This is a genomic window from Streptomyces marincola, from assembly GCF_020410765.1.
Classification (GTDB): domain Bacteria; phylum Actinomycetota; class Actinomycetes; order Streptomycetales; family Streptomycetaceae; genus Streptomyces; species Streptomyces marincola.
In genome coordinates this window covers 5,107,044-5,133,166 of the sequence record NZ_CP084541.1, presented here as the reverse complement: position 1 = coordinate 5,133,166, position 26,123 = coordinate 5,107,044, and the positions used below count along the sequence as shown (strand labels likewise).

Here is a 26,123-nt window from a genome sequence, read left to right as displayed (position 1 = left end):
GGTCCTTCCCTGGAGCGGACGTCGGCCTGTCTGGCTCGGCGACCGGTCGTGCTGTCCGGCTGCGGTCTCGTGCGGTGGACCGGCCGGTGCGGTAATCCGCCTGCTCGTCGCGGCGGAAGATCAACTCAAAGGTGTGGTGCGGGAGGGATCGACGGAAGGGATCGTAAGAAACCCACGAACCGTCTCGCACCGGTTCCGGAGCGTGCTCGGCGCTACCAGGCAGGCTGCTCAGGCAGATGAGTGGAGGCTCCCGGAAGAGAATGGGGCGGCCCCGATCGAAGGGACCCCTGGAATTCCGCACGAAGCCCATGAGGCGGTACGTGCGGACTTGAGGTTAACACTACCGGATACTGCCTTCATTCCCCCTCTCCTCGGTCCCCTCGCCCCCCGCACGACCGCCGCGCGCGGCCGGTCCGCGCGAGGGGTCGCGGGTCACTGACCGGCCCCGGCGAGCGGCAGGACGCACGCGCCCGCCGTGTCCAGGGCCAGCCGGTTCCCCGTCCAGCCGTCACCGGCCAGCCGGGCGATCTTGTCGGCCTCGCCGTCCTCCGCGAACGCGAGCACCGTCGGCCCCGCCCCCGAGATCACGGCCGGCACACCGTCGGCGCGCAGCCGGCCGACGAGATCCATGCTCTCGGGCATCGCGGGCGCCCGGTAGTCCTGGTGCAGCCGGTCCTCCGTGGCCGGGAGCAGCAGCTCGGGGCGCCTGGTCAGCGCCTCGACGAGCAGCGCCGACCGCCCGGCGTTCGCCGCCGCGTCGACGTGCGGAACGGCGTGCGGCAGCAGCCCCCTGGCGGTCTCCGTCGCCAGCGGCGTCGCGGGCACGAACACCACGGGGACCACCGTGCGCGCCGGCTCCATGCGGATCGCGCGCACCGCCCCGTTCTCCCCCCAGGCCAGCGTGAACCCTCCGAGCAGGCAGGCCGCGACGTTGTCCGGGTGGCCCTCGATCTCGGCCGCGAGTTCGAGGAGCGCCGCGTCGTCGAGCTTGCTCTCCCCGCCCGTCGTCACCGCCCGCGCCGCCACGAGGCCCGCGCAGATCGCCGCCGAGGACGAGCCGAGGCCGCGGCCGTGCGGAATGCGGTTGGCGCACACGATCTCAAGGCCGCGGGGCTGCCCGCCCAGCGCGTCGAACGCCGTGCGCAGCGTGCGGACCAGCAGGTTCCGCTCGTCCCTCGGGACCGAGGCCGCGCCCTCGCCCGCGATGTCCAGGTGCAGCCCCGAGTCCGCGACCCGGACCACGACGTCGTCGTACAGGCCGAGCGCGAGGCCGAGCGCGTCGAAACCGGGCCCCAGGTTGGCGCTGGTGGCGGGCGTACGCACCCGTACGGCAGCGGCTCGGAAGGCGGGATGGGCCATCGCTCGATGACTCTCCTTGGTGAGATGTGCGGCACCGTCCCCACCGGGCGCGCGGCGCGGCTGCGGGCGGGTCGACCGTCGCGCGCCCTGGGTCGAGGGCACGGGCGGCGGGCAGGAGACCACCCCGGGACGAATACCAGCCTATCGAAGGAAGGTTCAGACGCGATACAGGGCAGGCAGGTGTCGTCGCCGCCACGGCGCGCGGGGCGCCGCGGCGGGAACGCCGGGCGGCCCCGCGCCCCTCAGGCCAGGCCGAGGCGCTCGGCCGCCGCGTCCGCGTCCACCGGCACCGTGACCGGCTGCGGCGCGCCCGCGACCGCCCAGTCCGGGTCCTTCAGGCCGTTGCCCGTCACCGTGCACACGATCCGCTGCCCGCGGTCGACCTCACCGGCCTCGGCCGCCTTCAGCAGCCCGGCCACGGAGGCCGCGGACGCCGGCTCCACGAACACGCCCTCGCGGGCCGCCAACAGCCGGTAGGCGGCCAGGATCTGACGATCCGTGACCGCGTCGATGCGACCGCCCGACTCGTCCCTGGCCCGCTCGGCCGACTCCCACGAGGCCGGGTTGCCGATGCGGATCGCGGTCGCCACCGTCGTCGGGTCCTTCACCGGCTCGCCGCGCACGATCGGCGCCGCGCCCGAGGCCTGGTAGCCCCACATGCGGGGCGTGCGCGCGGCGATGCCGTCGGCCGCGTACTCGCGGTAGCCCTTCCAGTACGCCGTGATGTTGCCCGCGTTGCCCACCGGCAGGACGTGCAGGTCGGGCGCGTTCCCCAGCATGTCGACGATCTCGAACGCCGCGGTCTTCTGGCCCTCGATGCGCACCGGGTTGACCGAATTGACCAGCGCCACCGGGTACTTCTCCGCCAAGCCCCTGGCCAGCGTCAGGCAGTCGTCGAAGTTCCCCTCGACCTGGAGGATGCGCGAGCCGTGCACCAGCGCCTGCCCCATCTTGCCGAGCGCGATCTTGCCCTGCGGCACCAGCACGGCGCACACCATCCCCGCGCGCACCGCGTACGCCGCGGCGGACGCCGACGTGTTGCCCGTCGAGGCGCAGATGACCGCCTGCGCGCCCTCCTCCTTGGCGCGCGAGATCGCCATCGTCATCCCCCGGTCCTTGAACGAACCCGTCGGGTTCGCCCCCTCGACCTTGAGATAAACGTCACACCCCGTGCGTTCCGACAGCTCCGCGGCCGGCACGAGCGGCGTGCCGCCCTCGCGCAGCGTCACGACCGGGGTGTCCGCGGTGACCGGGAGCCGGTCCCGGTACTCCTCGATCACCCCGCGCCACTGGGAACTGGTGCGCCCGCCGACACCGGCGGGAGACATGGCTGGTGCGTCCATGACGGAAGTCAGGCCCTTCTGTTCACTTCGCCGCCCCGGTGGGGCGGACATCCCGGTGCGGGGAGGCAGCCATGGCGCCTACTCGCCCTCGACCCGCATGGTGCTCGCGACACCGTGCACGGTGTCCAGTCTGCGCAACGACTCGACCGTCGCGCCGAGCGCCGCGTCGCTCGCCCGGTGCGTGACGACGACGAGCTTGGCCTCGCCGTCCTTGCCGGTCTGGCGCACCGTGTCGATCGACACCCCGTGGTCGGCGAACACCATGGCGCACTGGGCCAGCACACCCGGCTTGTCCGCGACGTCGAGGCTGATGTGGTACCGGGTGACGACCTCGCCCATCGGGCTCACGGGCAGCCGCGCGTACGCCGACTCGCCCGGGCCGACGCCCCCGCCGAGCTTGTTGCGGCAGGCTGCCACGAGGTCGCCGAGCACCGCGGAGGCCGTCGGAACGCCCCCGGCGCCCGGCCCGTAGAACATCAGCCGCCCGGCCGCCTCCGCCTCCACGAACACCGCGTTGTACGCCTCGCGCACCCCCGCGAGCGGGTGCCGGTCCGGGATCATCGCCGGGTGCACGCGCGCGGTCACGGAACGGCCGTCCTCGGCCCGTTCGCAGATGGCCAGCAGCTTCACCGTGCAGCCCATCTGCCGCGCGGAGGCCACGTCGGCCGCCGTGATCTCCGTGATCCCCTCGCGGTGCACGTCGTCCAGGCCCACGCGGGTGTGGAACGCGATGCCCGCCAGGATCGCCGCCTTGGCCGCCGCGTCGAAGCCCTCCACGTCCGCGGTCGGGTCCGCCTCCGCGTAGCCGAGCGCCGACGCCTCGGCCAGCGCCTCGCCGTAGCTCGCGCCGGTGGACTCCATGCGGTCGAGGATGAAGTTCGTCGTGCCGTTGACGATGCCGAGCACGCGGTTGACCTTGTCGCCGGCCAGCGACTCGCGCAGCGGGCGCAGCAGCGGGATCGCGCCGGCCACGGACGCCTCGAAGTAGAGGTCGGCCGCGTGCTTCTCCGCGGCGGCGTACAGCGCGGGGCCGTCCTGGGCCAGCAGCGCCTTGTTCGCCGTGACCACGCTCGCGCCGTGCTCGAACGCCGAGTTGATCAGCGTGCGGGCCGGCTCGATGCCGCCGATCAGTTCGAGCACGACGTCGATGTCGCCGCGCGCCACGAGACCGGCCGCGTCCGTCGTCACCAGCCCGGGCGGCACCTCGTCGCGGACCTTGCCCGGCCTGCGGACGGCGATCCCCGCCAGTTCGACCGGGGCCCCGATCCTGGCGGCGAGGTCGCCGGCGTGCGTCGTCATGAGGCGGGCCACCTGCGAGCCGACCACGCCGCAGCCGAGCAGCGCCACCTTCAGCGGACGCGTGCGCACCAATTCGACCCCGCCTTTCCGTTTCTCCGTACCACCAGTCTCACGCACCGGCGGGCCTGGCCCCGCCGGGCGTTCAGCATGCGGACGCCCCGCCCGCGCCTCTCGTCAGCCGACGTCGAGCGCGAGCAGGTCGTCCTCCGTCTCCCGGCGCACGATCGCGCGCGCCGAGCCCTCGCGCACCGCGACCACGGGGGGACGCGGCGTGTGGTTGTAGTTGCTCGCCATCGACCGGCAGTACGCGCCGGTCGCGGGCACCGCGATCAGGTCGCCCGGCACGACGTCGGCCGGCAGGTAGGCGTCGCGCACCACGATGTCCCCGCTCTCGCAGTGCTTGCCGACCACGCGGGCCAGCATCGGCTCCGCGTTGGAGGTCCGCGAGGCCAGCACCACCGTGTACTCGGCGTCGTACAGCGCGGTGCGGATGTTGTCCGACATCCCGCCGTCGACGCTCACGTAGGTGCGCAGGCCGCGCAGCGGCTTGACCGTGCCGACCTCGTACAGCGTGAACGCGCTCGGGCCCACGATCGCGCGCCCCGGCTCCACGGACAGCCGCGGCACGGCGAGACCGGCCGCCTCGCACTCCTTCGCCACGATCTCCCGCAGCGCGGCGCCGATCTCGTGCGGCTCGCGCGGATCGTCCTCGGAGGTGTAGGCGATGCCGAGGCCGCCGCCGAGGTCGATCTCGGGCAGTTCGACGCCGTGCTCGTCGCGCACCTCGCTCAGCAGCCCGATCACGCGCCGCGCCGAGACCTCGAAGCCCGCCATGTCGAAGATCTGCGACCCGATGTGGCTGTGCAGGCCGACCAGTTCGAGGTGCGGCTCGGCCAGCACCCGGCGCACCGCCTCGGCGGCCGTGCCGTCCGCGAGCGCCAGCCCGAACTTCTGGTCCTCGTGCGCGGTCGCGATGAACTCGTGCGTGTGCGCCTCGACCCCGACCGTCACCCGGATCTGCACCCGCTGCCGCGTGCCGTGCTCGCGCGCCGCGGCGGCGACGCGTTCGATCTCCTGGAACGAGTCGAGCACGATCCGGCCCACCCCGGCCGCCACCGCGCGGTGGATCTCGGCGACCGACTTGTTGTTGCCGTGCAGCGCGACGCGTTCGGCCGGCATCCCGCCGGCCAGGGCCGTCGCCAGCTCGCCGCCCGTGCAGACGTCGACGTTCAGGCCCTCCTCACACAGCCAGCGCACCACGGCCCGCGACAGGAACGCCTTGCCCGCGTAGAACACGTCCGCGTCAGGACCGAACGCCTCGCGCCACGCGCGGCAGCGCGCCCTGAAGTCGGCCTCGTCCAGCACGTACGCCGGCGTGCCGAACGACTCCGCGAGCGCCGTGGCGCTCACGCCGGCGACCCGCACGGCCCCGTCCTCCCCCCGGTCCACGGAACGCGCCCAGACGCGCGCGTCGAGTGCGTTCAGGTCGGCGGGGGGCCCGGCGTAGTGGCCCTCGGGCAGCACGTCGGCGTGACGGGGCCCCGCGGGGTGGGCGGAACGGCTCATGACGGGATTCCTCTGTCTGCTACAGGTGGTCGGGCGCGCTGATGCCCAGCCGGTACAGGCCGCCGGCCAGCACCGCCCCGGCGGCCTGGGCGAGTGCCAGCCGGGCGCGATGGGCGGCCGAGGGTTTCTCGTCCCCGACGGGCAGCGAGGACCTGGCCCGTTCGGTCGCGAGAAGGGCGTCGGCGACGCGGACGAGGTGCCGGGCCGAGCGCGCCCGTTCCCCGAGCAGGGCGAGCAGCGCGCGCTCCGGCGGCGCGTCGAACGCGGCGGCGCCCGGGTCCGGGCGCACGCCGAGCGCGCGCCCGCCGCGCAGCAGCGCGCGGGTGCGGGCGTGCGCGTACCTGACGCGGAACAGCGGGTTCTCCTCGCGCTGCACGAGCAGCCCGCGACCGCCGGCCGCGGCGGCCCACGCCGCCGCGTCGCGCGCGGGGTCGTCCGGCAGCGCCGGCGGCGCCGGGCGGGCCAGGACGGCGCGCAGCAGGGCGGCGTCGGCCTCCTCGCCGAGCCGGATGTTGAGGAACCCGGGGCCGCTGATCTCGACGCCGCGCACCCCGGGCTGCGCCACGAGGCGTTCGCGCAGCCGGGCCGCGGCCTCGGGCCCGGTCAGGCCGGCGGGGCCGGCAAGCGTCAACGCGATCCCGGTGCCCCACTCCCGCGCGCCGCGGGGGCGCAGCACGGCCCGTTCGGGCACGCGGGCGAAGCCCAGCTCGCGCGCGGAGCGCAGCAGGGCCTCGGAGAGCAGCTCGGGTGTCACGGGGCAAGCGTACGAGAGACCGGCGCCCCGCCCACCGGCGGTTTCACCCCTCGGACGGCGTCCGCCCGCCCGCGGTCGCACAGCATGCGGACGAGCCCGACCAGTTCGGCGGGTTCGAAGGGCTTGGCGAGCAACGCGTCGATCCCCGCGGGGGCGCCGTCCCCCGCGCTCGCGGACACCAGCACGAGGGGGATGGCCGCGGTCCTCGGGTCGACGCGCAGCCGCCCGACCGTGCGCGTTCCGTCGAGACGCGGCATGACGAGGTCGAGCGTGATCACGTCGGGGCGGAAGCGGTGCACCGTCTCCAGGCACTCGGCACCGTCCGCCGCGGTCACGACCTCGAACCCGTCCAGCTCAAGGTTGACCTTGATCAACTGCCGGATGACCTGGCTGTCGTCGACGACGAGGACCCGGCTCACAGCGCCTGGCACCCGTCCAGAGTAGGCGGCGGCCCCGCGCGGCGTCCGGGCTTTCCCGAAGTTGTACCCACGGGTAGCGGCGCCCGTACCCGCGTGCGGACAACGCCGGTAGGGGGGACCCGCCGGGAGCTGATAGAGTCCTTCACGTCGCCCAGCAGGGCGGCAAGCCCGCCCCCGTAGCTCAGGGGATAGAGCAACGGCCTCCGGAGCCGTGTGCGCAGGTTCGAATCCTGCCGGGGGCACTCGCCTAGGAACAGCAGAGATCAAGCTGACCAGGGCGCATGCCGACAGAAGAGGGCGGGAGTCAGTATCACTGACTCCCGTCCCTTTTTTGTTCCCTCTCAACATGCGCGACACACCTCCGACATGGTCGCTGAACCAGGGACACCCATGCGCTACCGGTTGTCAGAGGGTTCGTGTAGCGTCCGAGGGCTGGCGAGACTCAGGGGGTGTCGGTGCTCGACTTCAGTGTGTGTGCGAACGGTCAAGACTACTTCCTGGCACCTGGCAGGTACCGGGTAGAGGCGGACGAGGCCCGCGCGCTACTCGTGGAGAGCAGTCGCTTCAAGGAGAGCGCGACCAGAGAGCAGATATGGGATGGGTTTGAGCGCTACATGGGTCGCTTCTTCATCCTTGACGAGCACTTCAGCGATGTTCTCCAGGGTGAGTCCTTGGTTCACTCTGTGTGGCTCGGTGGCAGTTTCGTAAGCTCTCGCGTCGACCCTCGGAACGCTGACGTCACCGTCTTCGTCAACGACGCGGCGGCTACGGCCATCAAGGGGAAACCTAGAGCTGGCTGGATGACGCGGGCTTTCACTCGGGTCCACACTGAGAGGGAATACCTCCTCTCCGCGCTCGAAGTGCGCTACAGGCCGGTGCGGTCGGTGTTTGACCTGGAGGAACTCGAGCACACTGAGCTTGAGTATCTGCGCCAGCGCGGCGCATGGGACGACTGGTGGCAGCGGTGCAGGCCAGCCGGCGCGAAGGACGCGCCTACACTGGAAAGTGCCGCACCGAGACGAGGCTACTTGGAGGTGTCGCTGTGACCACGAACTGGCGTCAGCGCGTCCTAGAGAGCCATCGCGCAGACCTGGACGAGTGGCTCGAACATGAGGACACCACCGAACTAGACGAAGACACTGTCGACACAGCGCAAAGAATACAGTGGCTCTCTTCAGTTCGAAGGTGGCATCCGACTGCTCGCCATAGGGAAGAGCTGACCATCCGACTCACAGGCGGCGAAGCTGGCCGAGGAGGGCTGCGCTTTTCGGTCGGCAACGCGCTGTTGAAGCCGCTGCAGGACGGGGTCACGGCCTCAACCGACGAGGACGTGGAACTCGAACTGGTCGGCATCTCGGCTGGGAGCACAGTTCTGCATGTGCGGCCGACGACCTCTAATACTGCACCGCAGAAGCCCGCTACCGACAACCATTCAGCGGGTAGCGACGATGCCCCCGAAGCGGCCGAGCAAGCCATCAGTGTACTTTTCGACGCCGTCAAGACTGTCGAAGGAAGAGAAGACGTAACCGAGTGGACGCCTATGCTTTCCAGCCTGTCCCGGCTGGTCAGCGCCCTCGATCGCTTCGATCTAGCCGTCCAGTTTCGCTATTATTCGGGCGACGGCACTGTAAACAGCTCAGCGCTTACGGAAACAGGAAAGCAATACGTCCGGGAGTTGCGGAAGACACACAAGGATGCTCTCACGCGAGTGCAGTCAACAATCTTCGGCCGAGTGACAGAAATGAAGCTATCTGGCGTCGCGGTGATCAAACCACCGTCGAGCCCTGCCATCTCTGTCAAGTTCGACCCTGGGGAAATAACGCAAGTTCCGTGGAAACTCGGTGATGAGGTTCACCTGGTCGTCGAGGAGCGTCGCAGACTCGCACGAGGGGGTGGCAACACCGTCACCGATTACCTTTTCCTGGGCATGCCCACGGAAGATGACGTAATTGAGGTGTTTGACGACCCGGACGACTTCCCCGTGACAGTCCGCCACAGGGTCGCTCCACCGAACGAAGATAGGGACGCGCAGTAGGCGGAGAGGCAGAGGCAAGCTTCGCCTCTGCCTCTCCGCCTACTGGCCCCCTTCCGCTTCCGCAGCTCGTTCGTTTTTGTGTTTGCCTCTTCCTCGCGGCCGTTGATATAACCGTGATACTGACGGTGGATCACCTGGCGTCCAGCCATAGCCTGATGCAGGCGTGACACAGGTCATAAGGGCGGCCAGCCAGCGGCGAGTCAATGTGTCCCAGCGGAAGGGCGTACCCGAGATCCCTTCCACACCCGCCAGTAGGTGGACGAGCCGACTACTCCCCCGGGCAAGGCCAGGGGCCATCCGTTGCCCCCGAAGGCGCCTTAGCGGAGCACCAGGGGGAACGAGGGGGCCGGGGCGGTGCCGATGACGCCGATCAGGTAGAGGGCGACGGCGAGTTGGAGGACTCTGTGGCGCGGCCAGGCGGCGGTGAGGGTGCCGAGGACGGGGGACATCACGGCGCAGGTCAGGGCGAAGACCGTGACGACCTGGCCCGCGGTGGTGACCGGGACGTCCAGCGAGTCGCTGAACTCGTGGAGCACGCCGGCGAGCACGAACTCGTCGGTGCCGACGGCGAAGGTGCCGAAGCCCAGGACGAGGACACCGCGCCACGCGGACGCGTCGGGGGCCTTGCCGGAGTCATCCGGGGCTAATGCCCCGCCGCCCTGAGATGACGGACGCGCCATGGGAATCCTCGATTCGGTACTGGTCGATCCCGTTTCGCCGAACGGTACCGATCGGTTCCGTTCCGCGTCAACACGATCGGTTACCGTGAGGGCATGGCGACGCGCGCTCGCGACCGGCTCCTTGAGGCCGCCGAGGAACTGTTCTACGCGGAAGGCATCCACGCGGTCGGGGTGGAACGCCTGCTGTCCGTGTCCGGGGTGGGCCGCGCCTCCTTCTACCGGCACTTCGCGAGCAAGGACGACCTCGTCATCGCGGTGCTCCAGCGGCGCGACCGGCTGTGGCGCGCCTGGCTGGAGGCCAGGGTGGCCGCCCACGGCGGGGGGCCGCTCGCCGTGTTCGACGCCCTGGCCGAGGGCGCCGAGGAGCCCGGCTTCCACGGTTGCGCGTTCATCAACGCGATGGCCGAGACCGCGGACCCGGACAGCGAGATCTACCGGCTGGCCGGCGAGCACAAGCAGCGGGTCACCGACCTGCTCGCCCGGTTGCTCGCCAACGCGGGGCACCAGGACAGCGACAGCCGCGCGCGCCAGCTCGCGCTCCTCATGGAGGGGGCGATCGTCACCGCGATGCGCGAGCGCAGCGGCGAACCGGCGCGGCAGGCCCGGAGCATGGCCGAGCAGCTGCTCTCCTGACGCACCGCACGCCAGGTCCAACGGCCGAGCTACCTTCAACGGCCGGGCCAGGTTCAACGACCGTAAGCGGCCCGGCCGGTCACGGCCTGCCGGCCAGCCGTTCGCGCAACGCCTTGTTCTCCGCCTCCAACTCGGCCATGCGCGAGCGCACGGGCGCGAGCGCCTCGGCCACCTCGGCCTCGGAGAAGCGCGGGGTGATGTACTGCGCGCAGTTCCAGTCGAAGCCCTCGACCGTGACGACGACCAGCCGCTCCACGTGGCCGTCGGTGCGCGTGCGGCCCAGCCGTTCCGCCAGCTCCGGGTGGCTCTCCAGGGGCCTGACCCCGGCCCGGCCGAAGATCTTCAGCCGCGCCCGGCGCGGATAGTCCATGAGGAACAGCGCCACCCGCCCGTCGGCGCGCACGTTGCCCGTGGTGATGTACTGCCGGTTGCCGCGCACGTCCGCCCAGCCGATGGTGTGCTCGTCGAGCACGTGCGCGAAGCCGGGCGGCCCGCCGCGGAACTGCACGTAGGGCCAGCCCGTCTCACTCACGCTGGCCAAGTAGAACCCGTCCCGTGACTCGATGAACGCGGCCTCCCGCGGGCCGATCGGGTCCGGCGTGTCCTCGTGCGCGAGCCGGCGGATGCCCACCAGGGCGCTGCCCTGCTCGCGCTGCACCTCGCGCACGCTCTCCGTGTACGCCAGATGTGCGTAACGACTCATCCGAGGTCCTCTCCTCCGTCGCCCCCGGGGCGGCGGGCCGACCCGGCGACGCCCCTTCCCCAAGATGGTACCAATCGGTACCACTCCTGTCCGCCGGGCCTGTGCCGGGAGGAGCGACGTCGGGCGTCGGGGCACCGAGCGCCGGCCCCGAAGCCGTCCCGCGCCCGCGGCGAACTGCCGGTGGCGGGCGGTCGGTTCCACCTTGCGCTCCCGAATCCCACGCGGGGCCCGGGCGGTTCGTCGGGTGGCTACACCCGTCATTCGGGACGTCCGGCTCCTGAACGGCTCGCGGCGGGCGGCGCCGCGGAACTTTCCTCGGTTCGCGACCCATCCGGCGGCGGTCCGGCGCCGAAGAACGGATGTGAGCGACGAGGAGAAGGTCCACAACGGCCGGCGGGCCGCCGTGCTCGCGGCGGCGTTCTCCGGGCTGCTCGCTGCCGGGGCCGGGCTGGCGGTGGCGGAACTGGTGGCCTCGGGCGTGCGGCGCGAGGCGGGTCCGCTCACCGCCGTCGGCGGCGCGGTGGTGGACCGCACCCCGGCGGCGGTCAAGGACTGGGCGATCGCCACGTTCGGCACCCACGACAAACTCGCTCTGCGGCTGGGCACGTTGGGGCTGATCGCGGCGTCCGCGCTCGTGCTCGGCGTGCTCGCGCCGCGTTTCCCGCGCTCCGCGGCGGCGGGGGTGCTGGCGTTCGGCGCCGTGGGCGCGGTCGCCGCGGCCGGCCGGCCCGGCGCGGAGCGGTTCGACGCGCTGCCGTCCGCCGCCGGGGCGGTGGCCGGGGCGCTGGTGCTCACGCTGCTGGCCGGGCAGGTCGGCGCCGGCCGCGCCGGCCGCCGACTCGGCGCGGACGGCGGGGAGTTCGACCGGCGTCGGTTCGTGGCCGCCGTCGGGTCCGTCGCCGCGGCCTCGGCCGGAGCCGGGCTGATCGCCTCCCGGGTGAACGAGGCGGGCCGGGCCAGGGCCGCGGCGGCCCGTGGCACCGTGCGGCTGCCCGCGCCCGCGTCCCCGGCCGGCCCGGTGCCGCGCGACGCCGAGCTGTCCGTGCCGGGCCTGGGCCCGTTTTTGACGCCGAACGCCGACTTCTACCGCATCGACACGGCGCTGACCGTGCCGCGGGTGGACGCGGGCGCGTGGCGGCTGCGGATTCACGGCGCCGGGGTCGAACGCCAGGTGACCCACACGTTCGATGACCTGCTGCGCCGGGACCTCGTCGAACGGCGCATCACGCTGACCTGCGTGTCGAACCAGGTCGGCGGCCCGTACACCGGCAACGCCCGCTGGATCGGGGTGCCGCTGGCCGACCTGCTGCGCGAGGCGGGCGTGCGCCCGCCCTCGCGCGGCGGACCGGCCGATCAGCTGGTGTCCCGTTCGGTGGACGGCATGACGATCGGCACGCCGCTTGAGACGGTCATGGACGGCAGGGACGCGCTGCTCGCGCTCGGCATGAACGGCGAACCGCTGCCGTTCGTCCACGGTTTCCCGGTGCGCATGGTGGTGCCCGGCCTCTACGGCTACGTCTCCGCCTGCAAGTGGCTGACGGAGCTCGAACTCACCACGTTCGCGGACTACGACGCCTACTGGGTGAAGCGCGGCTGGGCCGAGAAGGCACCGATCAGGACCCAGTCGCGCATCGACACCCCGCGCGGCCTCGCCGGCCTGCCCGCGGGACCGGTGCGCGTCGCGGGCGTGGCCTGGGCCCAGCACACCGGCATCGACAGGGTCGAACTGCGCGTCGACGAAGGCCCGTGGCGGGAAGCCGAGTTGGCCGAGGAGGACTCCCCCGACACCTGGCGGCAGTGGCGCTGGGAGTGGGACGCCTCCCCCGGCCGCCACCGCATCGAGGTGCGGGCCACGGACCGTTCCGGCGAGACGCAGACCGCCGACCGCTCCGACCCGATCCCGGGCGGGGCCACGGGACGGCACTCGGTGGTGGTCAACGTGACCTGACCAGGACAACGCCCCGAGCGGGCCCGCGAGACCACCCGTGCCGACCGATTCATGACATCAGGAGACCCACCGTGAACATCAACCGCATGCGCCGCACCACCATCGCCCTCGTCGCCGCCGCCGTGCTGCCCCTGGGCCTCGCCGCCTGTTCGTCGGACGACGAGGACGAGCCGGCCGAGGAGACCGGGCAGAACCAGGAGTCGCAGGACACGCAGGACGGCGAGGACGCCGGGGGCCGGGAGGACGCCGGGGAGGGCATGGCGGCGGCGGGCGAACCGTTCGGCTCGGCCTGCGCGGCCGTGCCCCAGGACGGTGCGGGCAGCTTCGACGGCATGGCCCAGGACCCGGTGGCCACCGCGGCGGGCAACAACCCGGAACTCGCGACCCTCGTGAGCGCGGTGACCGCCGCCGGTCTCGGCGACACGCTCAACAACGCGGAAGCGCTCACCGTGTTCGCGCCGGTGAACGACGCGTTCGCCCAGATCCCCGAGGCCGACCTGAACGGGCTGCTGGCCGACGAGACGGCGCTGACCGACGTGCTCACCTACCACGTGGTCGGCGAGCGGCTGTCGCCCGAGCAGCTTGCGGAAGGCGAGTTCGAGACGCTCCAGGGCGGCACGGTGACCACGACGGGCTCGGGCGAGTCGTTCGAGGTCAACGGGGAGGCCGCGGTCGTCTGCGGCAACGTGCGGACCGCCAACGCCACCGTGTACCTGATCGACTCCGTGCTGATGCCGTAACGTCGGCAAACGTTCCGGCCCGGGCGCCGCGGCCGGCGTCCCGGCCGGGCGCCGGGACCCGGCCCATCCGCGGCGCCCGCGGCTCCGAATACCGGGCTGAGCCCCACCCCGATTCCGGAGGATCGCATGCCACCCCGCTCGCCCGTCCCCTTGATCCCGCCGGGAGGCGACGGGTCCCCCGCGCCGGACCTGGCCGAACGCCTCGCGGAGGTGGCGCGCGGCGACCGCGAGGCGTTCGCCGCGGTGTACGACGCGGTCGCCGGGCCGGTGTTCGGACTGGTCCGCAAGGTGCTCAGGGACCCGGCGCAGTCCGAGGAGGTCACGCAGGAGGTCCTGGTGGAGGTGTGGCGCCGCGCCGCGCACTACCGGCGGGAACTCGGCACGCCGATGGGCTGGGTGATGACCCTGACGCACCGCCGCGCGGTGGACCGGGTGCGTGCGGCGCAGGCGGCGAGCGACCGCGAGCACCGGGCCGCGCTGCTGGAGCGCACGCCCGCGTTCGACGACGTGACCGAGCAGGTGGAAGCCCGCCTGGAACGCGAGCAGGTCCGCCGTTGCCTGGGTTCCCTCACCGAACGGCAACGGCAGTCGGTGGCCCTGGCCTACTACCGGGGGCTGACCTACCGGCAGGTGGCCGAACTGCTGGCGCTGCCGCTCGGCACGGTCAAGACCCGGCTGCGGGACGGACTCATCCGGCTCCGCGACTGCCTGGGGGTGTCGGCGTGAACGCGGAAGCGGCGGAACTGCACCTGCTCAGCGGTGCCTACGTGCTCAACGCGCTCGACGAGGACGAACGCGCCGAGTTCGAGCGGCATCTGAGCCAGTGCGCGGCCTGCGCGGCCGAGGTCGGCGAGCTGGCCGAGACGGCGGCCAGGCTGGGCTCGGCCGTGGCCGTGCCCCCGCCGCCCGAGATGCGGCACCGGCTGCTGCGCACCATCGCGACCGTGCGGCAGGACCCGCCCGCCGCCGCTCCCGGCTCCGCGCGGCGCGCGGGGCCGCGCCTGTGGCGCGCGGGGCGGCTGGCGCTCGCGGCGTCCGTCGCCGCGGCGGCGGCCCTGGGCGGCGCCGCGGTGTGGCAGTGGCAGGAGGCGCGGGAGGCCGAACAGCGGGTCGAGCAGGCCAGGGAGGAGGCATCCCGTCTCGCCCGGGTGCTGTCGGCCGCGGACGCCACGACGACCAGCGGCCGGCTCCCGGACGGCGCGCGCGCCATCGTGGTCGCCTCGCGCGCGGAGGACCGGGCCGCGTTCGTCGCCTCCGCGCTGCCCGCGCCGCCGGACGGGATGGTGTACCAGCTGTGGTTCGCCGATGACGGCGCGATGCGGCCGGCGGGGCTGCTCGACCCGGAGGCGACGCAGCAGGCGCTGCTGATGGACGGGCCGTTGGCGGAGGCGTCCGGCATGGGCATCACCGTCGAACCCGCGGGCGGTTCGCGCCAACCCACGTCCGAGCCGTTGGCCGTCCTGGCCTTCGGCTCCTGACCACCGGCCGGGCCCCCGCGGGGGCCCGGCCGGGCCGCGCGCGGGCCGCCGCGCCATGGCCGGTACGGCGGCCGTCAGGCGGCCGTTACGCGGCGGGTTCGCAGATGACGCCCTCGTAGATCGCGGTGACGGACATGCCCTCCGCGCCGGTGTCGAAGATGACCGTGTCCCCGGCACGGACCGTGACCACCCCCGCCTCCCCGGGCGCCGGGCGACCGCCGGTGCCCTCGGACTCCTCGGGGACGACCGTGACCAGCGATGTGTAGTCCACCGTGCCGTCGGGCTGCGTCAGAACGCTCCGCACGCGCTCGCCCCCCGGCTGGTCGAGCGGAACGTACGTCTCCCGCTCGCCGCAGCTCAGCGGGCCTGCCGGCTCGTGCACGGTGTGCACGCCCGCGTCGTTCAGCGCGGGGGACAGCTCCTCCCACAGCGCGGCCCTGCTGTCCGCCGCCAGGTACTCGTCCCAGGTGATCGTGACCGAGCCGTCCGGGTTGTGCTCGACCGCGTAGGCGGGCGAGGTGCCGGCGCCGCCCGGGAGGCCGATGAGCAGCCCGCCGGCGACGGCCGCCGTCGCGGTGGCGACCACGGCCACGCGCAAGCGCGTGACCACGGGCCGCCGGGCGGGCGCGGGCGCCGGTGCGTCGGCCTCCCGGGCGGCGATCTCCCGCTTCAACTCGGTCAGCAGCCGGTCCTCGAACGTTTCGCGGGTCATGCCGTGCTCCCTGTGTACGCGGTGACGGTGGTGGTGGCGGTGCGGTCGGCGGGTGGTTCCGCGACATCGCGCAGGCGGCGGCGCGCCCGGAAGAGGCGGCCCCTCGCGGTGACCTGGCGGATGCCGAGCGCGGCGGCGGCCTCGGCCACGCTCAGCTGGTCGACGGCGACCAGTTCCAGTACGGCTCGCTCCCCGTCGGGGAGGCCGGCCATCGCCGCCATGGCGCGGCGGCCTGTGCCCTCGGCCGCGAGCTTGTCCTCCAGCCTGGCGATGTCGTCCTCGGCCAGCAGCCGGCGGCCCGCGACGCGGCCCCGCAGGTGCGCCTCGCGGGCGGCGCGGCGGCGTTCGGCCGACATGGTGTTGCGGGCGATGCCGTAGAGCCAGGCGCGTTCGCTGCCCAGGGCCGACCGGTAGGTGTGCGCCGAGTCGATGACCGCGAGGAACACCTCGGTGGTCAGGTCGGCGACCGTGTGCGGGTCGTCGACCCGGCGCGCCATGAACCGCGTGACCGCGTCCACGTGCCGCCGGTAGAACTCCTCGAAGAGCGCCGGGTCCCGGGCCATCGCGGCCGGGCCGCCGCGGTTCGTGCGCGGTATGTCCACGTGAGGTCTCCCGTCCTCGTCCTGCCGTACACCCCTACTTGGCGGCCGGGCGGGAAAGCGTTCGCGCGCATCGCGTACCGGAGGCGGCCGGGCGTTCAGGATCTCAGGGGGCGGCCCCGCGGCTCGCGGCTGCCGGGAACGGGGAGCTGCCGCGCGCATGGACGCGGTGCGTCGCCTTCACTACGTTCCGAACGCGCGGAAGCGCTCCTGTGCATGACCGCGCCCGCTTCCTCGCTCCCCCACGCGCCACTTCATGCCTCTCCGGCGGCCCGCCCCTGGAATGAAAGATTTCAACGCTCCAGCCGCCCCGAGCGCGCCCGGCGCCCGCTCTGTCGGAAAGCTTCGAGAAAGGGAGTCCCCCACCCATGCGCACTTCCAGACGGCGCGGGCCGTTCGCCGCGCTGATCCTCGCGCTCTGCGCGCTGCTGCTCGGCGTGCCCGCCCAGGCGGGCGCCACCGTTCCGGCCGCCGCCCCGGCCCCCTTCGCCGTTCCATCCGACGGCGGCACGTACCAGCTCGCGATGGCGGGCAACGGCCGCTGCCTCGACGTGCCCGGCGCCTCGACGGCCAGCGGCGCGAAAATCCAGCTCTGGGGCTGCACCCCCGACTCGCCGTGGCAGGACTTCCGGCTGGTCGGGGTCGGCTCGGGCCAGTACCACCTCGTGAACGCCAGCAGCGGCAAGTGCGCCGACGTCACGGACTGGTCGACGGACAGCGGCGCGGCGGTGCAGCAGTGGGGCTGCGACGGCGCCCAGGGGAACCAGCGCTGGAGCCTGACCGCCTCGACCGGCGGCACCTACCAGGTCGTCAACGCGCACAGCCGCCTGTGCCTGAGCGCCCAGAACCCGTCCGCCGGCAACGGAACGGCGATCACCCAGCAGCCGTGCACCACCGACGCGAGCCGCCGGTGGACGTTCGTGCCCGTCGGGAGCGCCGACTGGTCGGACACGCCGGAGGGGTTCGCCTCGACCAACGGCGGAACGACCGGTGGCGCGGCAGGCAGCACGGTCACGGTCACCACCCTCGCCGACCTCCAGCGCTACGCGAGCGCGAGCCAGCCGCACGTGATCAGGGTGGCGGCGGCGATCAACGTCAATCCCAAGGGCCACGAGATCCGCGTCGCGTCGAACAAGACGATCGTCGGCGTGGGCACCCAGGGCCAGATCGTCGGAGGCGGCTTCTTCCTCGACGGCGTCTCGAACGTCATCATCCGCAACCTCACGATCCGCGACACGCGCATGGCGGACGACGATCCCGGCGACGACGCCTACGACTTCGACGGCATCCAGATGGACGGCGCCAACCGCGTCTGGATCGACCACAACCGCATCGAGCGCATGAACGACGGCCTGATCGACAGCCGCGAGGACACCACGAACCTGACGGTGTCCTGGAACATCCTCAACGAGGGCAACAAGTCGTTCGGCATCGGCTGGACCGAGAACGTCACCGCGCGGATCACCATCCACCACAACTGGATCCGCAACACGAACTCGCGCAACCCCAGCACCGACAACGTCGCCATGGCGCACTTCTACAACAACTGGCTCCAGGACACGCGCAGCGGCAACTGGTCGCGCGGCGCGACGCGCGCGGTCATCGAGAACAGCTACTACGAGCGGGTGCGTGACCCCTACTACCGGGACGCGACGGCCGCGTTGACGCAGCGGGGCAGCATCCTGGTCGACACCTCAGGACGCAGGGAGACGGGCGGCACGACGTTCGACCCGCGCGCCCAGTACGCGTACACGCTGCACCCCGCCGCCGACGTGCCCGGCCTGCTCCGCTCGGGCGCGGGACCCCAGGCGAGCATCGGCACCTGACCAGCGCCACGGCAAGCAGGCAGTCGGCCGGGCGAACGCGGACCCGCCCGGCCGACCCGCGCTCAGCCCTTCGCGTGCGTCACAAACGCCCGCCACGCGGCAGCCGGAACCACCAGCACAGGACCGGCGGGACGCTTGCTGTCCCGCACCGGAACGACACCGCCCACGCCGTCCGCCACCTCCACGCAGTTGGCGCCCTCATCGTTGCTGTAACTCGACTTCCGCCACGCCACGCGCTCACGCACTCCGAACCACTCGCTCATCAACCTCGTACTCCTCGCGATATCGCCGCATCACATGGACTGACTCGTCAATGGAAAGAGCCTGGCACCTGGCCATGTCGAACTTGCGCGTCAGCTTGATCAGCCGGTTCGCGCTCAGGACCGGCTCCCCCACCATCATGCCCTCGACATGGCCGATCAACGTGCCGTCGTCGAGGTTGAGCAGCGTCGCGCTGCCGCCTGTGAGCGATCCCGCGCCGGCTGCGAACGGCAGCACCTGCATCACGACATTGGGGTTTTCGAGCATGCCGAGGAGATGGTCCAGCTGTCCTCGCATGCACCGGGGGCCGCCGACCGGGCGCGCGAGAACCGCCTCGTCGAGCAGCGCCCAGTACTGCGGTGGGACCTCGCGCCGGAACAGCTCCTGGCGGCGCATGCGGATGGCCGTCCACTGGTCCAGCTGCTCCTCCGAGTCCCAGAGGTGCCCGACGCGGAACAGCTCCCGCGCGTACTCCTCGGTTTGCAGCAGCCCGGGGACCACCGTGCTGGTCATCTCCTGGATGCGCAGCGCCTTCTTCTCCTTGCGCAGCAGCATCCGGCCGTAGTCGGGGATCGCCGCGTCGTCAGCCGCCTTCAGGAGGTCGGCGAAGAGGGCGGGGACGCCGAAGAAGGTGTCCATCGCCTTCGCCAGGTTCTCCGAGGGCAGTTGCTCGCCCCGCTCCACGCGGCCGATGTATCCGTAGGGGAAGCGGAGTTCGGCGGCGAGCTCACGGATCGAGAGCTTGGCGTTCTTGCGGTGCCGGGCCACCTGGCGGCCCAGCACGACCCGGTAGGTCAGTCGGTCGTCGTCGGGGTTCAGTTCCATGGTCGGGACCTCCGTCGCCCCGCCGTGTGGCCCGCGTGAACTCGGGCACAGGGAGGGGCGTTTCCTGGTGGGTGTCTGCGTCGATGACAGGAAGGAGGGTTTCGTCAGCGTCACAGACCCATCACAGGGAGTGCAGCCCCATCATGAACCGCCGTTTTCCCATCCGCAAGCTCTGCCCAACGGTCCGAGCGGCCGTGCGTGTCGTCCTCAGTCCGGACTCGACAGGCGGCGCTCGATGTCCTGCCGGAACCGCACGGCTCTCGGATCCTCGTAGTCCCCGATGAGTTCGAGCGCATGAGTCCGGTGGCGGCGGGCCCGGTCGGCGTCCTCGCCGTCAAGCGCGGCTGCCAGGGCGTCGAGGGCGACGGCCTCGTGCCAGGCGTCGGAAAGATCCCGGAAGACATCGACCGCCTGGCGGTGGAAGCCGACGGCTTCCTCGGGACGCCCCATGCTCCGGTAGGTCTCGCCTGTGGCCAGCCAGGCGAGCGCCTCTCGGCTGCGGTTGCGGAGTCGCCGGTGCAGGGAGGCGGAGCGCTGGTGGGAGCTCAACGCCTCGGCGTACTGGCCGAGGGCCCGTTGGGCGTTGCCCAGACTGATCAGCCAGATCGCCTCGGCGAACTGGTTGCGCAGGCCGAGCGCGATCTCCACCGCGTCCTGAGCAGTGCGCAACGCGCCCTCGCCGTCCCCTCGTTCGCACTGGATGTCGCTCAGCGTCCACAGCGTGTTGCCCTCGCTCAGCCGGTTGCCTGCCGCACGTTGGTAGGAAAGCACGGCGAGGCCGATCTCCTCGGCCGCCGCCAGCCGCCCGGCCCGGTAGTGCGTCAGTGCGAGGTTGGCCCGTGCCACGGCTTCGAAGTACTCGGCGCCCAGGTCCCGGAAGAGGGAGATGGCCTGCTCGAAGTGGTCACCGGCCGCGTTCAGCCGACGTCGGTTGAGGTGGGTGAGGCCGAGGAGGTTCAGCGAGTTGGCTTGTCCGTACCGGTCCCCCAGCTCCCGCCGGACGGACAGAGCGGCCCGGTGGCACTCCTCCGAGGCGGCCAGATCGCTGAGCCGGGCATACGTCATCCCGAGGTCTTCGAGTAACGCCGCCTCCCCCGCGCGTTCGCCGAGGCGCCGGGCCGCCGCGAGGCCGGTCCGGCCCGCGTCGAGCCAGTTCAGAGCGGAGGCCGAGGGCGCCTGGGCGAGGTAGAGCACGGCGGGCAGTTGCCAGGCGTGAGCATCGAGACCCGCTGCCTCCGCCGCCCGCGTCGCGGCGAGGATGTTGGCGTGTTCGTGCTCCGACCAGCTCGCTGCGGCGTCGTAGTCGGGGAACGAAAGAGGCGTCACCGCCCGGTCCGGCGGGTCGAGTTCCCAGTGCGCCTCCTCGGGTTCGAGCCAACTCTGTGCCGCGTCGGCGGTGTGCAAGTACCAGTCGAGTACGCGGCGCAGGGCGGCCGAGCGCCGGTCGGCGGGTTCCTCGTTGCGTGCCTGGTCGGCTGCATAGGCCCGGAGGAGATCATGGAACTCGTAACGGTCAGGAGCGGTCTGCTCCAGGAGGTGGGCCCCCACCAGCGTGTCGAGGAGCTGACGGGCGCGATTCACCCGTGTTCCAGCGAGGGCGGCGGCGGCATGCAGGCCGAACTCGGGACCAGGGTGCAGGCCCAGGAGGCGGAAGAGTCGTGCGGCTTCGGTGGGCAGCGAGCGGTAGGACCAGGCGAAGACGGAACGGATGGCTTCGGCATCGTCGTCCTCGCCCGCGCTGAGGGCGTCCCACAGGGCGGATTCGTCGCGCAGCTCGGCGATCAGGTCGTCGATGCGCAGGTGGGGGCGGGTGGCGGCTCTTTCCGCCGCGATACGCAGGGCCAGCGGCAGATGCGCGCACAGGCGTGCGAGCTGGATGAGCTTGTCCCTCTCGTCCTCGGGCCGGTGGCCGGCGGTGACGGCGCGAATCAGGGCCACAGCCTCCGGCTCCCCCAGGGTGCCGAGCGTCAGACGGTGCGCTCCGTCCCGGATGGCGAGGCCGGACAGCCGACTACGGCTGGTGACGATGGCCAGGGAACGGGAGTTTCCCGGCAACAATGGCCTGACCTGCGCGGCGGTGGCGGCATTGTCGAGGACGAGGAGCGTCGCGCGTTCGGCGAGCAGCGAGCGGTAGAGCGCGGCGGCGGCATCCGGGTCGGCGGGAACGGAGCCGGCGGGGACGCCGAGCGCGGTCAGGAAACGGTGCAGTGCCTCCGGCGGGGCGACCGGCTGCCCCGGGTCGTAACCACGCAGATTGATGTACAGCTGCCCGTCGGGGAACCGGTCCCGCACCTGATGAGCCCACCGCAGCACGAGCGACGTCTTGCCCGCCCCGGCTGTTCCGGCTACCACGCAGACCGTGGTGTCGAGACTGCCTCCGACCTCGGCGGGGAGAAGTGCGTCCAGATGGACGAGTTCATCGGCCCTGTTGACGAAGCCACTGAGGCGGCCCGGCAGTTGGCGCGGGATCAGGGGAACCGGTCTGTCCTCGCCATGGAAGTGGATGCCGCCGGTGACGTTGCCGGCCTGGACCACGTCGCGGGACGAGCCGGACAGTTCGGAGCGCGTGCCACCGGGGCGTTGCTCTTGGTGTTCGGGCCCGTCGATCGTCTACTCCGTCGTCAGCCGGGGCGGTGGGAGGGGGGCCACTTCGCGGGTGAAGTAGCGGTCGAGGTCTTCGCCGGCCGTGAACAGCACCCGGATGGTGTGCTCCCAGCCCGCGACGAGTTCGATGTCCGTGAAGCGGATGCAGCCGTCGAGCACGCCTTCGTCGGTGTAGAGGACCTGGTAGAGCGTCCGGCTGCCGATGACGACGAGTTCCGGCAGCGGGCTGCCCTGCTCCACGTCGGTGAGGTCGGCGGCGTCGATCACGTGGACGGCCTCGCCGTACTCGGCGTTGAGGCGCAGCGAGTGCAGCTCCCACTGGATGTAAGGCGTGAACGGCCGTTCGACCACGCGGACGCGATGGAAGACCGTGCCCCGCTCGCGGTCCTGCTCCCCCTCCTCGCGCAGGCCCTCGCGCCGGGTGTCGAGCAGCCGGATCGCGCTGTCCCAGTCGCCTCGCGCGAGCGCTTCCCGGCTCGGGCTGTTCTGCTCGACGAAGTGCTGGCCCCGCTCCAGCTTCCAGGAGTCGCGCCCGTGGAGGTTCGCGTAGCGCTGCCAGAAGTCACGCTCGTAGGCGTCGTTGTCCAGGCGCTCGCCCAGGGCCGGGTCGAGGTGGGGTGGTTGGAGGAGGTCAGGCATCCGGGATGTCCGCTTTCGCCGCGCTGAGCATGGTGCCGGGGAGGATCACGAGCCGCTCGTCCGGGGCGAGGGTCACGCCCTCGGGCAGGCGGGGCAGGTAGGTGTCCGTGAGGTCCCGCCCGATGACGGCCACGTCGCCGTTGTCGAGTCGCCAGATGTCGGGGCAGCCGGTCTTGCCGTCGGTGTGGCCCAGTTCCTCGGCCGACTTGCCCAGGCGGTGCACGAATAAGGCCGAGGGGTCGGCCTCCCAGGGACGGGACATGGCGACCTCCAGGTGATGCTTCCGGACTGGTGCGTTACGGAATGTACTCGGCCGTGTCATGCCCGGCAACGAACAGCTCGTGAAATGGCCCGAAGGGGTCACGTTCAGGTGGCCGCCCCGCGCCGGGAGGGGGTCAGCCCTTCAGGCCGCCGCTGATGACGTCCAGGCGCCAGAAGCGCTGGAGGAACAGCAGCAGCAGGATGAGGGGGATGACGGAGACGGCGGTGCCGATGATCGCCATGGTGTAGAGCGAGGGTTCGCCCGAGCCCTTGGAGAGCAGCGTGTACAGGCCCACGTTGATGGGGTACTTGCTCTCGTCGGCGAGCATGATGAACGGCAGCAGGAAGTTGTTCCAGTTGCCGACGAACTGGAGCATGAAGATCGTCACCATGCCGGGCAGCATCATCGGCAGGCCGATGGAGCCGAAGATGCGGTACTCGTTCGCGCCGTCGATGCGGGCCGACTCGATGACGGAGTCGGGCACCGACGCCTCGGCGTAGACGCGGGCGAGGTAGATGCCGAACGGCGAGATCAGCGTGGGCAGCAGCACGGACCAGTAGGTGCCGACCATGTCGACCTTGGTCATGATGATGTACTGCGGGATCGCGAGCGTCATACCGGGCAGCAGGACGCCGGCGAGGATGAGGTAGAAGACGGTGTCGCGGCCCCGGAAGCGGTACTTGGCCAGCGCGTAGCCGGCCGCCGTGGAGATCAGGGTGCACAGGGTGGAGCCGACGCCCGCGTAGAGCAGGCTGTTGCCCGCCCAGGTCACGAACTGGCCGTCCCCGTAGGCGAACAGGTCCCGCACGTTCTCCCACAGCCCGCTGCCGGGCGCGAAGGTGAACGTGGAGAAGAGTTCGGCGTTCGTCTTGGTCGAGGCGATCAGGACCCAGGCGACGGGCACCAGCGTGTAGAACGCGCCGATGAGCAGCACGGCCGTGGGCAGGATCTTGGCGCGCTGGTGCGGCAGCATGGTGGCGCGCCGGTTGTCGCGGCGCAGCGAGAGGTCGGTCACCGCATGCCTCCTGAGGTGCGCCGCTGGGTCGCCTTGAGCAGGATGAGCGAGACGACCAGCGTGCCGACGGCGAGGATGACGGAGCCCGCGGCGGCCATGGGGAGGTCGTCGCGGATGAAGCCGTCGCGGTAGATCTGCATGAGCGGGACCCAGGTCTGCGAGATTTCCGTGGTCATGGGCGCGAGCATGGTGGGCTCGCCGTACACCTGGAGCGTTCCGATGAGGGCGAACAGGCCGGTCAGCACGAGGGCGGGGGCGACCAGCGGGACCTTGATCCGCCAGGCGATCTGCCATTCGGTGCACCCGTCGATGCGGGCGGCGTCGCAGAGTTCGGCGGGGATGCCGCGCAGCGAGGTGTAGATGATGATCATGTTGAAGCCGACGCCGCCCCAGATGGCGATGTTGGCCATGGACGGGTAGATCGCGTTGCCGTCGAGGAACGGGATGGTGCCCAGGCCCCAGGCTTCGGTCAGGTGGCTGAACGGGCTGGTGGAGGGCAGGTACATGAAGCCCCACATGAGCGAGGCGACGACGGCGGGGATCGCGTACGGCAGGAAGATGGCGGTCCGGGAGAACCGCTTGAACCGGGCGCTGCCGTGGTCGATCAGGAGCGCGAACAGCAGCGCGAGGCCGAGCGTGAGCGGAACGGCGATCAGGCCGTAGGCGGCCAGCCGCAGGAAGCCGGCCCAGAACTCGCCGTCGGACAGGATCTGCCGGTAGTTGGCGAAGCCGACGAACACTTCGCCGCGGATGCCGAAGATGCCCTCGTCCTTGATGCGCAGCCCCTGTGCGCTCAGCCAGAGCGCGTAGCCGATGGGGATGGCCATGAAGGCGATGAAGAGGGCGAGCGCGGGCGCGAGCAGCACCAGCGGGGCGAAGGTCTTCCGGTGCCGCACGGGAGACGGCGGCGCGGCGGGCTCGCCGCGGGTGGCCCGTTCCTCGACGGTGGCCGCTGGGGTCATCGTGGTGTTCACCTGTCTCGTGCCGTCGGGGCCGGGCCGCTCGGTGTGTTCACTCCACGACATCGAAGCCGACCCGTTCCATCTCGCCGACCACGGTGTCCTGGGTGCCGCGGATCGCCCGGGGCAGTCCGGTGCCGTCCCTGACCGCGGCCGTCATGGCGTCGCCGAAGGCGTCGCTGGCGGTGTTGACGTTGGGCCCCCACGTGATGCCGCTGACCGTGTTCGCGGCGGCCTCGGTGGCGACCTGCCAGTAGTCCTCCTGGTTGGCCATGAGTTCGGGCGGCGGCCCCTGGGCGGCGGCCTGCTGGCCGGCGATGGCCGCCGGGTACTGGCCGGCGGCGATCTGCATGGTGTAGGCGGTCTCGTCCGTGTTCATCCACATGGCGAACTCGGCGGCCTCGCGCGGGTGCTCGGAGTTCTTGGTCACGGTCAGGGCCGTGCCGCCCTGGAGCGCGACGTCCTGGCTGCCGCCCTCCCAGTGCGGCAGGGGCGCGATGGCCCAGTCGCCCGCCTGCCGTTCCGCCACGCCGAAGAGCACGCCGGGGGCCCACAGCGCCGAGGGCCAGGTCAGGATCTCGCCCTGGTTGACGCGGTTGTTCCACTCGGGTGTCAGCAGCGGTTCGGGCATGATCAGGTCCTGATCGATGAGTCCCTGCCAGTACTCGGCGACCCGGAGCGTGGGTTCGTCGTCGATGCCGACGGTCCACTGCCGGTCCTCGACCGACCACCAGGAGGCGCCGGCCTGCTGGGCGAGGCCGGCGAAGTTGCCGAACTCGGTCGGGCCGAACGTGGCGAGGTAGGAGGACGGGTCGCGCTCGCGGACGTCGGCCGCGACCTCGGCGAACTCCTCCCAGGTGCGGGGGACTTCGAGGCCGAGTTCGTCGAAACGCCGCTGGTTGTAGAGCATCACCATCGGGCCGACGTCCTGCGGGATGCCGTAGACCTGCCCGTCGAACCTGGTGGTCTGCCAGGTCTCAGGACTGAACGCGTCCTCGACCGGGCCGGTGTACTCGGAGATGTCCGCGAGCACGTCGGAGACGACCATGGCGGGGATGGTCTGGTACTCCACGCAGGAGACGTCGGGAGCGTTGCCGGCCCGGCTGGCCGTGAGCAGCTTGGTCGAGGAGTCCCCGCCGCCGCCCGCGTCGGTATGCCGCACCTGGATGTCCGGGTGGGCCTCGTTGAACGCCTCGACCTTCTCACTCATGGACTGGCTCCAGCACCAGTAGTCCAGGGTGACGACGCCGTCCTCGGCCTGTCCGCCCGAACAGCCCGCGAGGAACGCGGCCGCGCCCATGAGGGCGACGGCTCGGGCCCGGATCCGCCTGTACATACACACCTTCTTTCGGGTTCCCTCGGGCCCGGTGGGCCCGTGCGCACGCGCGGTGGGAGTGCCGTCGGCACGCCGAATCGGCCAAGTCGGCTTCGCGGCAAAGTCAAGGTAGGTGACGTATGGCCTCC

General features: G+C 71.7%; 26 protein-coding genes and 1 tRNA gene. 9 read left to right on the top strand and 18 right to left on the bottom strand.

Annotated elements, in window-relative coordinates:
* Positions 1-432: 432 nt before the first annotated feature.
* The 6 genes from thrB to LC193_RS22610 all read right to left on the bottom strand — a co-directional run bounded on the left by thrB (position 433) and on the right by LC193_RS22610 (position 6,752).
* Positions 433-1,359: a homoserine kinase gene (gene thrB, locus LC193_RS22635; RefSeq protein ID WP_226076979.1), complete on the bottom strand. Its 927-nt coding sequence runs from the start codon at positions 1,357-1,359 to the stop codon at positions 433-435.
* A 242-nt stretch (positions 1,360-1,601) separates the two neighbouring features.
* Entirely contained in the window at positions 1,602-2,702 is a 1,101-nt protein-coding gene (thrC, locus tag LC193_RS22630; RefSeq protein WP_226076977.1) for a threonine synthase, read from the bottom strand.
* Between the two features lie 78 nt (positions 2,703-2,780).
* A complete protein-coding gene (locus tag LC193_RS22625; protein ID WP_226076975.1) occupies positions 2,781-4,073 on the bottom strand; it encodes a homoserine dehydrogenase in 1,293 nt (430 codons plus the stop codon).
* A 102-nt stretch (positions 4,074-4,175) separates the two neighbouring features.
* Positions 4,176-5,567 (bottom strand): diaminopimelate decarboxylase, encoded by a 1,392-nt coding sequence (gene lysA, locus LC193_RS22620; protein ID WP_226076973.1) that lies wholly within the window; start codon positions 5,565-5,567, stop codon positions 4,176-4,178.
* A gap of 19 nt (positions 5,568-5,586) precedes the next feature.
* The gene (locus LC193_RS22615; RefSeq protein ID WP_226076971.1) at positions 5,587-6,321 is read right to left on the bottom strand and encodes a DALR anticodon-binding domain-containing protein; all 735 of its coding nucleotides are present in this window, start codon (positions 6,319-6,321) and stop codon (positions 5,587-5,589) included.
* Positions 6,318-6,752 carry a response regulator gene (locus tag LC193_RS22610; RefSeq protein ID WP_226076969.1) on the bottom strand — a complete coding sequence of 145 codons (435 nt, stop codon included), beginning with the start codon at positions 6,750-6,752 and terminating at the stop codon, positions 6,318-6,320. The genes LC193_RS22615 and LC193_RS22610 overlap by 4 nt, the downstream gene beginning before the upstream one ends.
* 158 nt (positions 6,753-6,910) lie before the next feature.
* On the opposite strand from LC193_RS22610, the gene LC193_RS22605 reads away from it, so the two are divergent.
* The 3 genes from LC193_RS22605 (at position 6,911) to LC193_RS22595 (ending at position 8,775) form a co-directional block, all read left to right on the top strand.
* A tRNA-Arg gene (locus tag LC193_RS22605) sits at positions 6,911-6,982 on the top strand.
* Between the two features lie 207 nt (positions 6,983-7,189).
* Positions 7,190-7,786 (top strand): DUF6932 family protein, encoded by a 597-nt coding sequence (locus tag LC193_RS22600; protein WP_226076967.1) that lies wholly within the window; start codon positions 7,190-7,192, stop codon positions 7,784-7,786.
* On the top strand, positions 7,783-8,775 hold the full coding sequence (locus LC193_RS22595) for a hypothetical protein (RefSeq protein WP_226076966.1): 993 nt from the start codon (positions 7,783-7,785) through the stop codon (positions 8,773-8,775). Before LC193_RS22600 ends, LC193_RS22595 begins: the two co-directional genes overlap by 4 nt.
* Before the next feature lie 317 nt (positions 8,776-9,092).
* Here the strand turns inward: LC193_RS22595 and LC193_RS22590 are convergent, their stop codons facing one another.
* Entirely contained in the window at positions 9,093-9,455 is a 363-nt protein-coding gene (locus LC193_RS22590; RefSeq protein ID WP_226076964.1) for an MFS transporter, read from the bottom strand.
* Positions 9,456-9,548: 93 nt separating this feature from the next.
* On the opposite strand from LC193_RS22590, the gene LC193_RS22585 reads away from it, so the two are divergent.
* Positions 9,549-10,088, top strand: coding sequence for a TetR/AcrR family transcriptional regulator (locus tag LC193_RS22585; RefSeq protein ID WP_226076962.1), 540 nt, complete (start codon positions 9,549-9,551; stop codon positions 10,086-10,088).
* Positions 10,089-10,167: 79 nt separating this feature from the next.
* Here the strand turns inward: LC193_RS22585 and LC193_RS22580 are convergent, their stop codons facing one another.
* Positions 10,168-10,791 (bottom strand): pyridoxamine 5'-phosphate oxidase family protein, encoded by a 624-nt coding sequence (locus LC193_RS22580; RefSeq protein WP_226076960.1) that lies wholly within the window; start codon positions 10,789-10,791, stop codon positions 10,168-10,170.
* Positions 10,792-11,152: 361 nt separating this feature from the next.
* Between LC193_RS22580 and LC193_RS22575 the strand changes: the two genes are divergently transcribed.
* The 4 genes from LC193_RS22575 to LC193_RS22560 all read left to right on the top strand — a co-directional run bounded on the left by LC193_RS22575 (position 11,153) and on the right by LC193_RS22560 (position 14,957).
* Complete coding sequence (locus LC193_RS22575; RefSeq protein ID WP_226076958.1) at positions 11,153-12,739, top strand: molybdopterin-dependent oxidoreductase; 1,587 nt, start codon at positions 11,153-11,155, stop codon at positions 12,737-12,739.
* A gap of 86 nt (positions 12,740-12,825) precedes the next feature.
* Positions 12,826-13,479: a fasciclin domain-containing protein gene (locus LC193_RS22570; RefSeq protein WP_404819555.1), complete on the top strand. Its 654-nt coding sequence runs from the start codon at positions 12,826-12,828 to the stop codon at positions 13,477-13,479.
* Positions 13,480-13,605: 126 nt separating this feature from the next.
* Complete coding sequence (locus LC193_RS22565; protein ID WP_226076954.1) at positions 13,606-14,205, top strand: sigma-70 family RNA polymerase sigma factor; 600 nt, start codon at positions 13,606-13,608, stop codon at positions 14,203-14,205.
* A complete protein-coding gene (locus LC193_RS22560) occupies positions 14,202-14,957 on the top strand; it encodes an anti-sigma factor (protein WP_226076952.1) in 756 nt (251 codons plus the stop codon). The genes LC193_RS22565 and LC193_RS22560 overlap by 4 nt, the downstream gene beginning before the upstream one ends.
* An 85-nt stretch (positions 14,958-15,042) precedes the next feature.
* Here LC193_RS22560 and LC193_RS22555 read toward each other — a convergent pair whose 3' ends face one another.
* Positions 15,043-15,669, bottom strand: coding sequence for a hypothetical protein (locus LC193_RS22555; protein WP_226076949.1), 627 nt, complete (start codon positions 15,667-15,669; stop codon positions 15,043-15,045).
* Positions 15,666-16,232, bottom strand: a complete 567-nt coding sequence (locus LC193_RS22550; protein ID WP_226078851.1) for an RNA polymerase sigma factor — start codon at positions 16,230-16,232, stop codon at positions 15,666-15,668. The genes LC193_RS22555 and LC193_RS22550 overlap by 4 nt, the downstream gene beginning before the upstream one ends.
* Positions 16,233-16,636: 404 nt before the next feature.
* On the opposite strand from LC193_RS22550, the gene LC193_RS22545 reads away from it, so the two are divergent.
* Entirely contained in the window at positions 16,637-18,094 is a 1,458-nt protein-coding gene (locus LC193_RS22545) for an RICIN domain-containing protein (protein WP_226076947.1), read from the top strand.
* Positions 18,095-18,156: 62 nt separating this feature from the next.
* On the opposite strand, the gene LC193_RS22540 is transcribed toward LC193_RS22545, so the two are convergent.
* The 8 genes from LC193_RS22540 to LC193_RS22505 all read right to left on the bottom strand — a co-directional run bounded on the left by LC193_RS22540 (position 18,157) and on the right by LC193_RS22505 (position 25,995).
* Positions 18,157-18,357 carry a DUF397 domain-containing protein gene (locus LC193_RS22540; protein WP_226076945.1) on the bottom strand — a complete coding sequence of 67 codons (201 nt, stop codon included), beginning with the start codon at positions 18,355-18,357 and terminating at the stop codon, positions 18,157-18,159.
* Complete coding sequence (locus LC193_RS22535; RefSeq protein WP_226076943.1) at positions 18,332-19,180, bottom strand: helix-turn-helix domain-containing protein; 849 nt, start codon at positions 19,178-19,180, stop codon at positions 18,332-18,334. Before LC193_RS22535 ends, LC193_RS22540 begins: the two co-directional genes overlap by 26 nt.
* Before the next feature lie 207 nt (positions 19,181-19,387).
* Positions 19,388-21,715, bottom strand: a complete 2,328-nt coding sequence (locus LC193_RS22530) for an ATP-binding protein (RefSeq protein WP_226076941.1) — start codon at positions 21,713-21,715, stop codon at positions 19,388-19,390.
* A gap of 75 nt (positions 21,716-21,790) precedes the next feature.
* Positions 21,791-22,423 (bottom strand): DUF6879 family protein, encoded by a 633-nt coding sequence (locus LC193_RS22525; RefSeq protein ID WP_226076939.1) that lies wholly within the window; start codon positions 22,421-22,423, stop codon positions 21,791-21,793.
* Entirely contained in the window at positions 22,416-22,685 is a 270-nt protein-coding gene (locus tag LC193_RS22520) for a hypothetical protein (protein WP_226076937.1), read from the bottom strand. Before LC193_RS22520 ends, LC193_RS22525 begins: the two co-directional genes overlap by 8 nt.
* A 133-nt stretch (positions 22,686-22,818) precedes the next feature.
* Positions 22,819-23,700: a carbohydrate ABC transporter permease gene (locus tag LC193_RS22515; RefSeq protein WP_226076936.1), complete on the bottom strand. Its 882-nt coding sequence runs from the start codon at positions 23,698-23,700 to the stop codon at positions 22,819-22,821.
* A complete protein-coding gene (locus LC193_RS22510; protein ID WP_226076933.1) occupies positions 23,697-24,662 on the bottom strand; it encodes a carbohydrate ABC transporter permease in 966 nt (321 codons plus the stop codon). Before LC193_RS22510 ends, LC193_RS22515 begins: the two co-directional genes overlap by 4 nt.
* A 49-nt stretch (positions 24,663-24,711) precedes the next feature.
* The gene (locus LC193_RS22505) at positions 24,712-25,995 is read right to left on the bottom strand and encodes an ABC transporter substrate-binding protein (RefSeq protein WP_226076931.1); all 1,284 of its coding nucleotides are present in this window, start codon (positions 25,993-25,995) and stop codon (positions 24,712-24,714) included.
* Positions 25,996-26,123 lie beyond the last annotated feature (128 nt).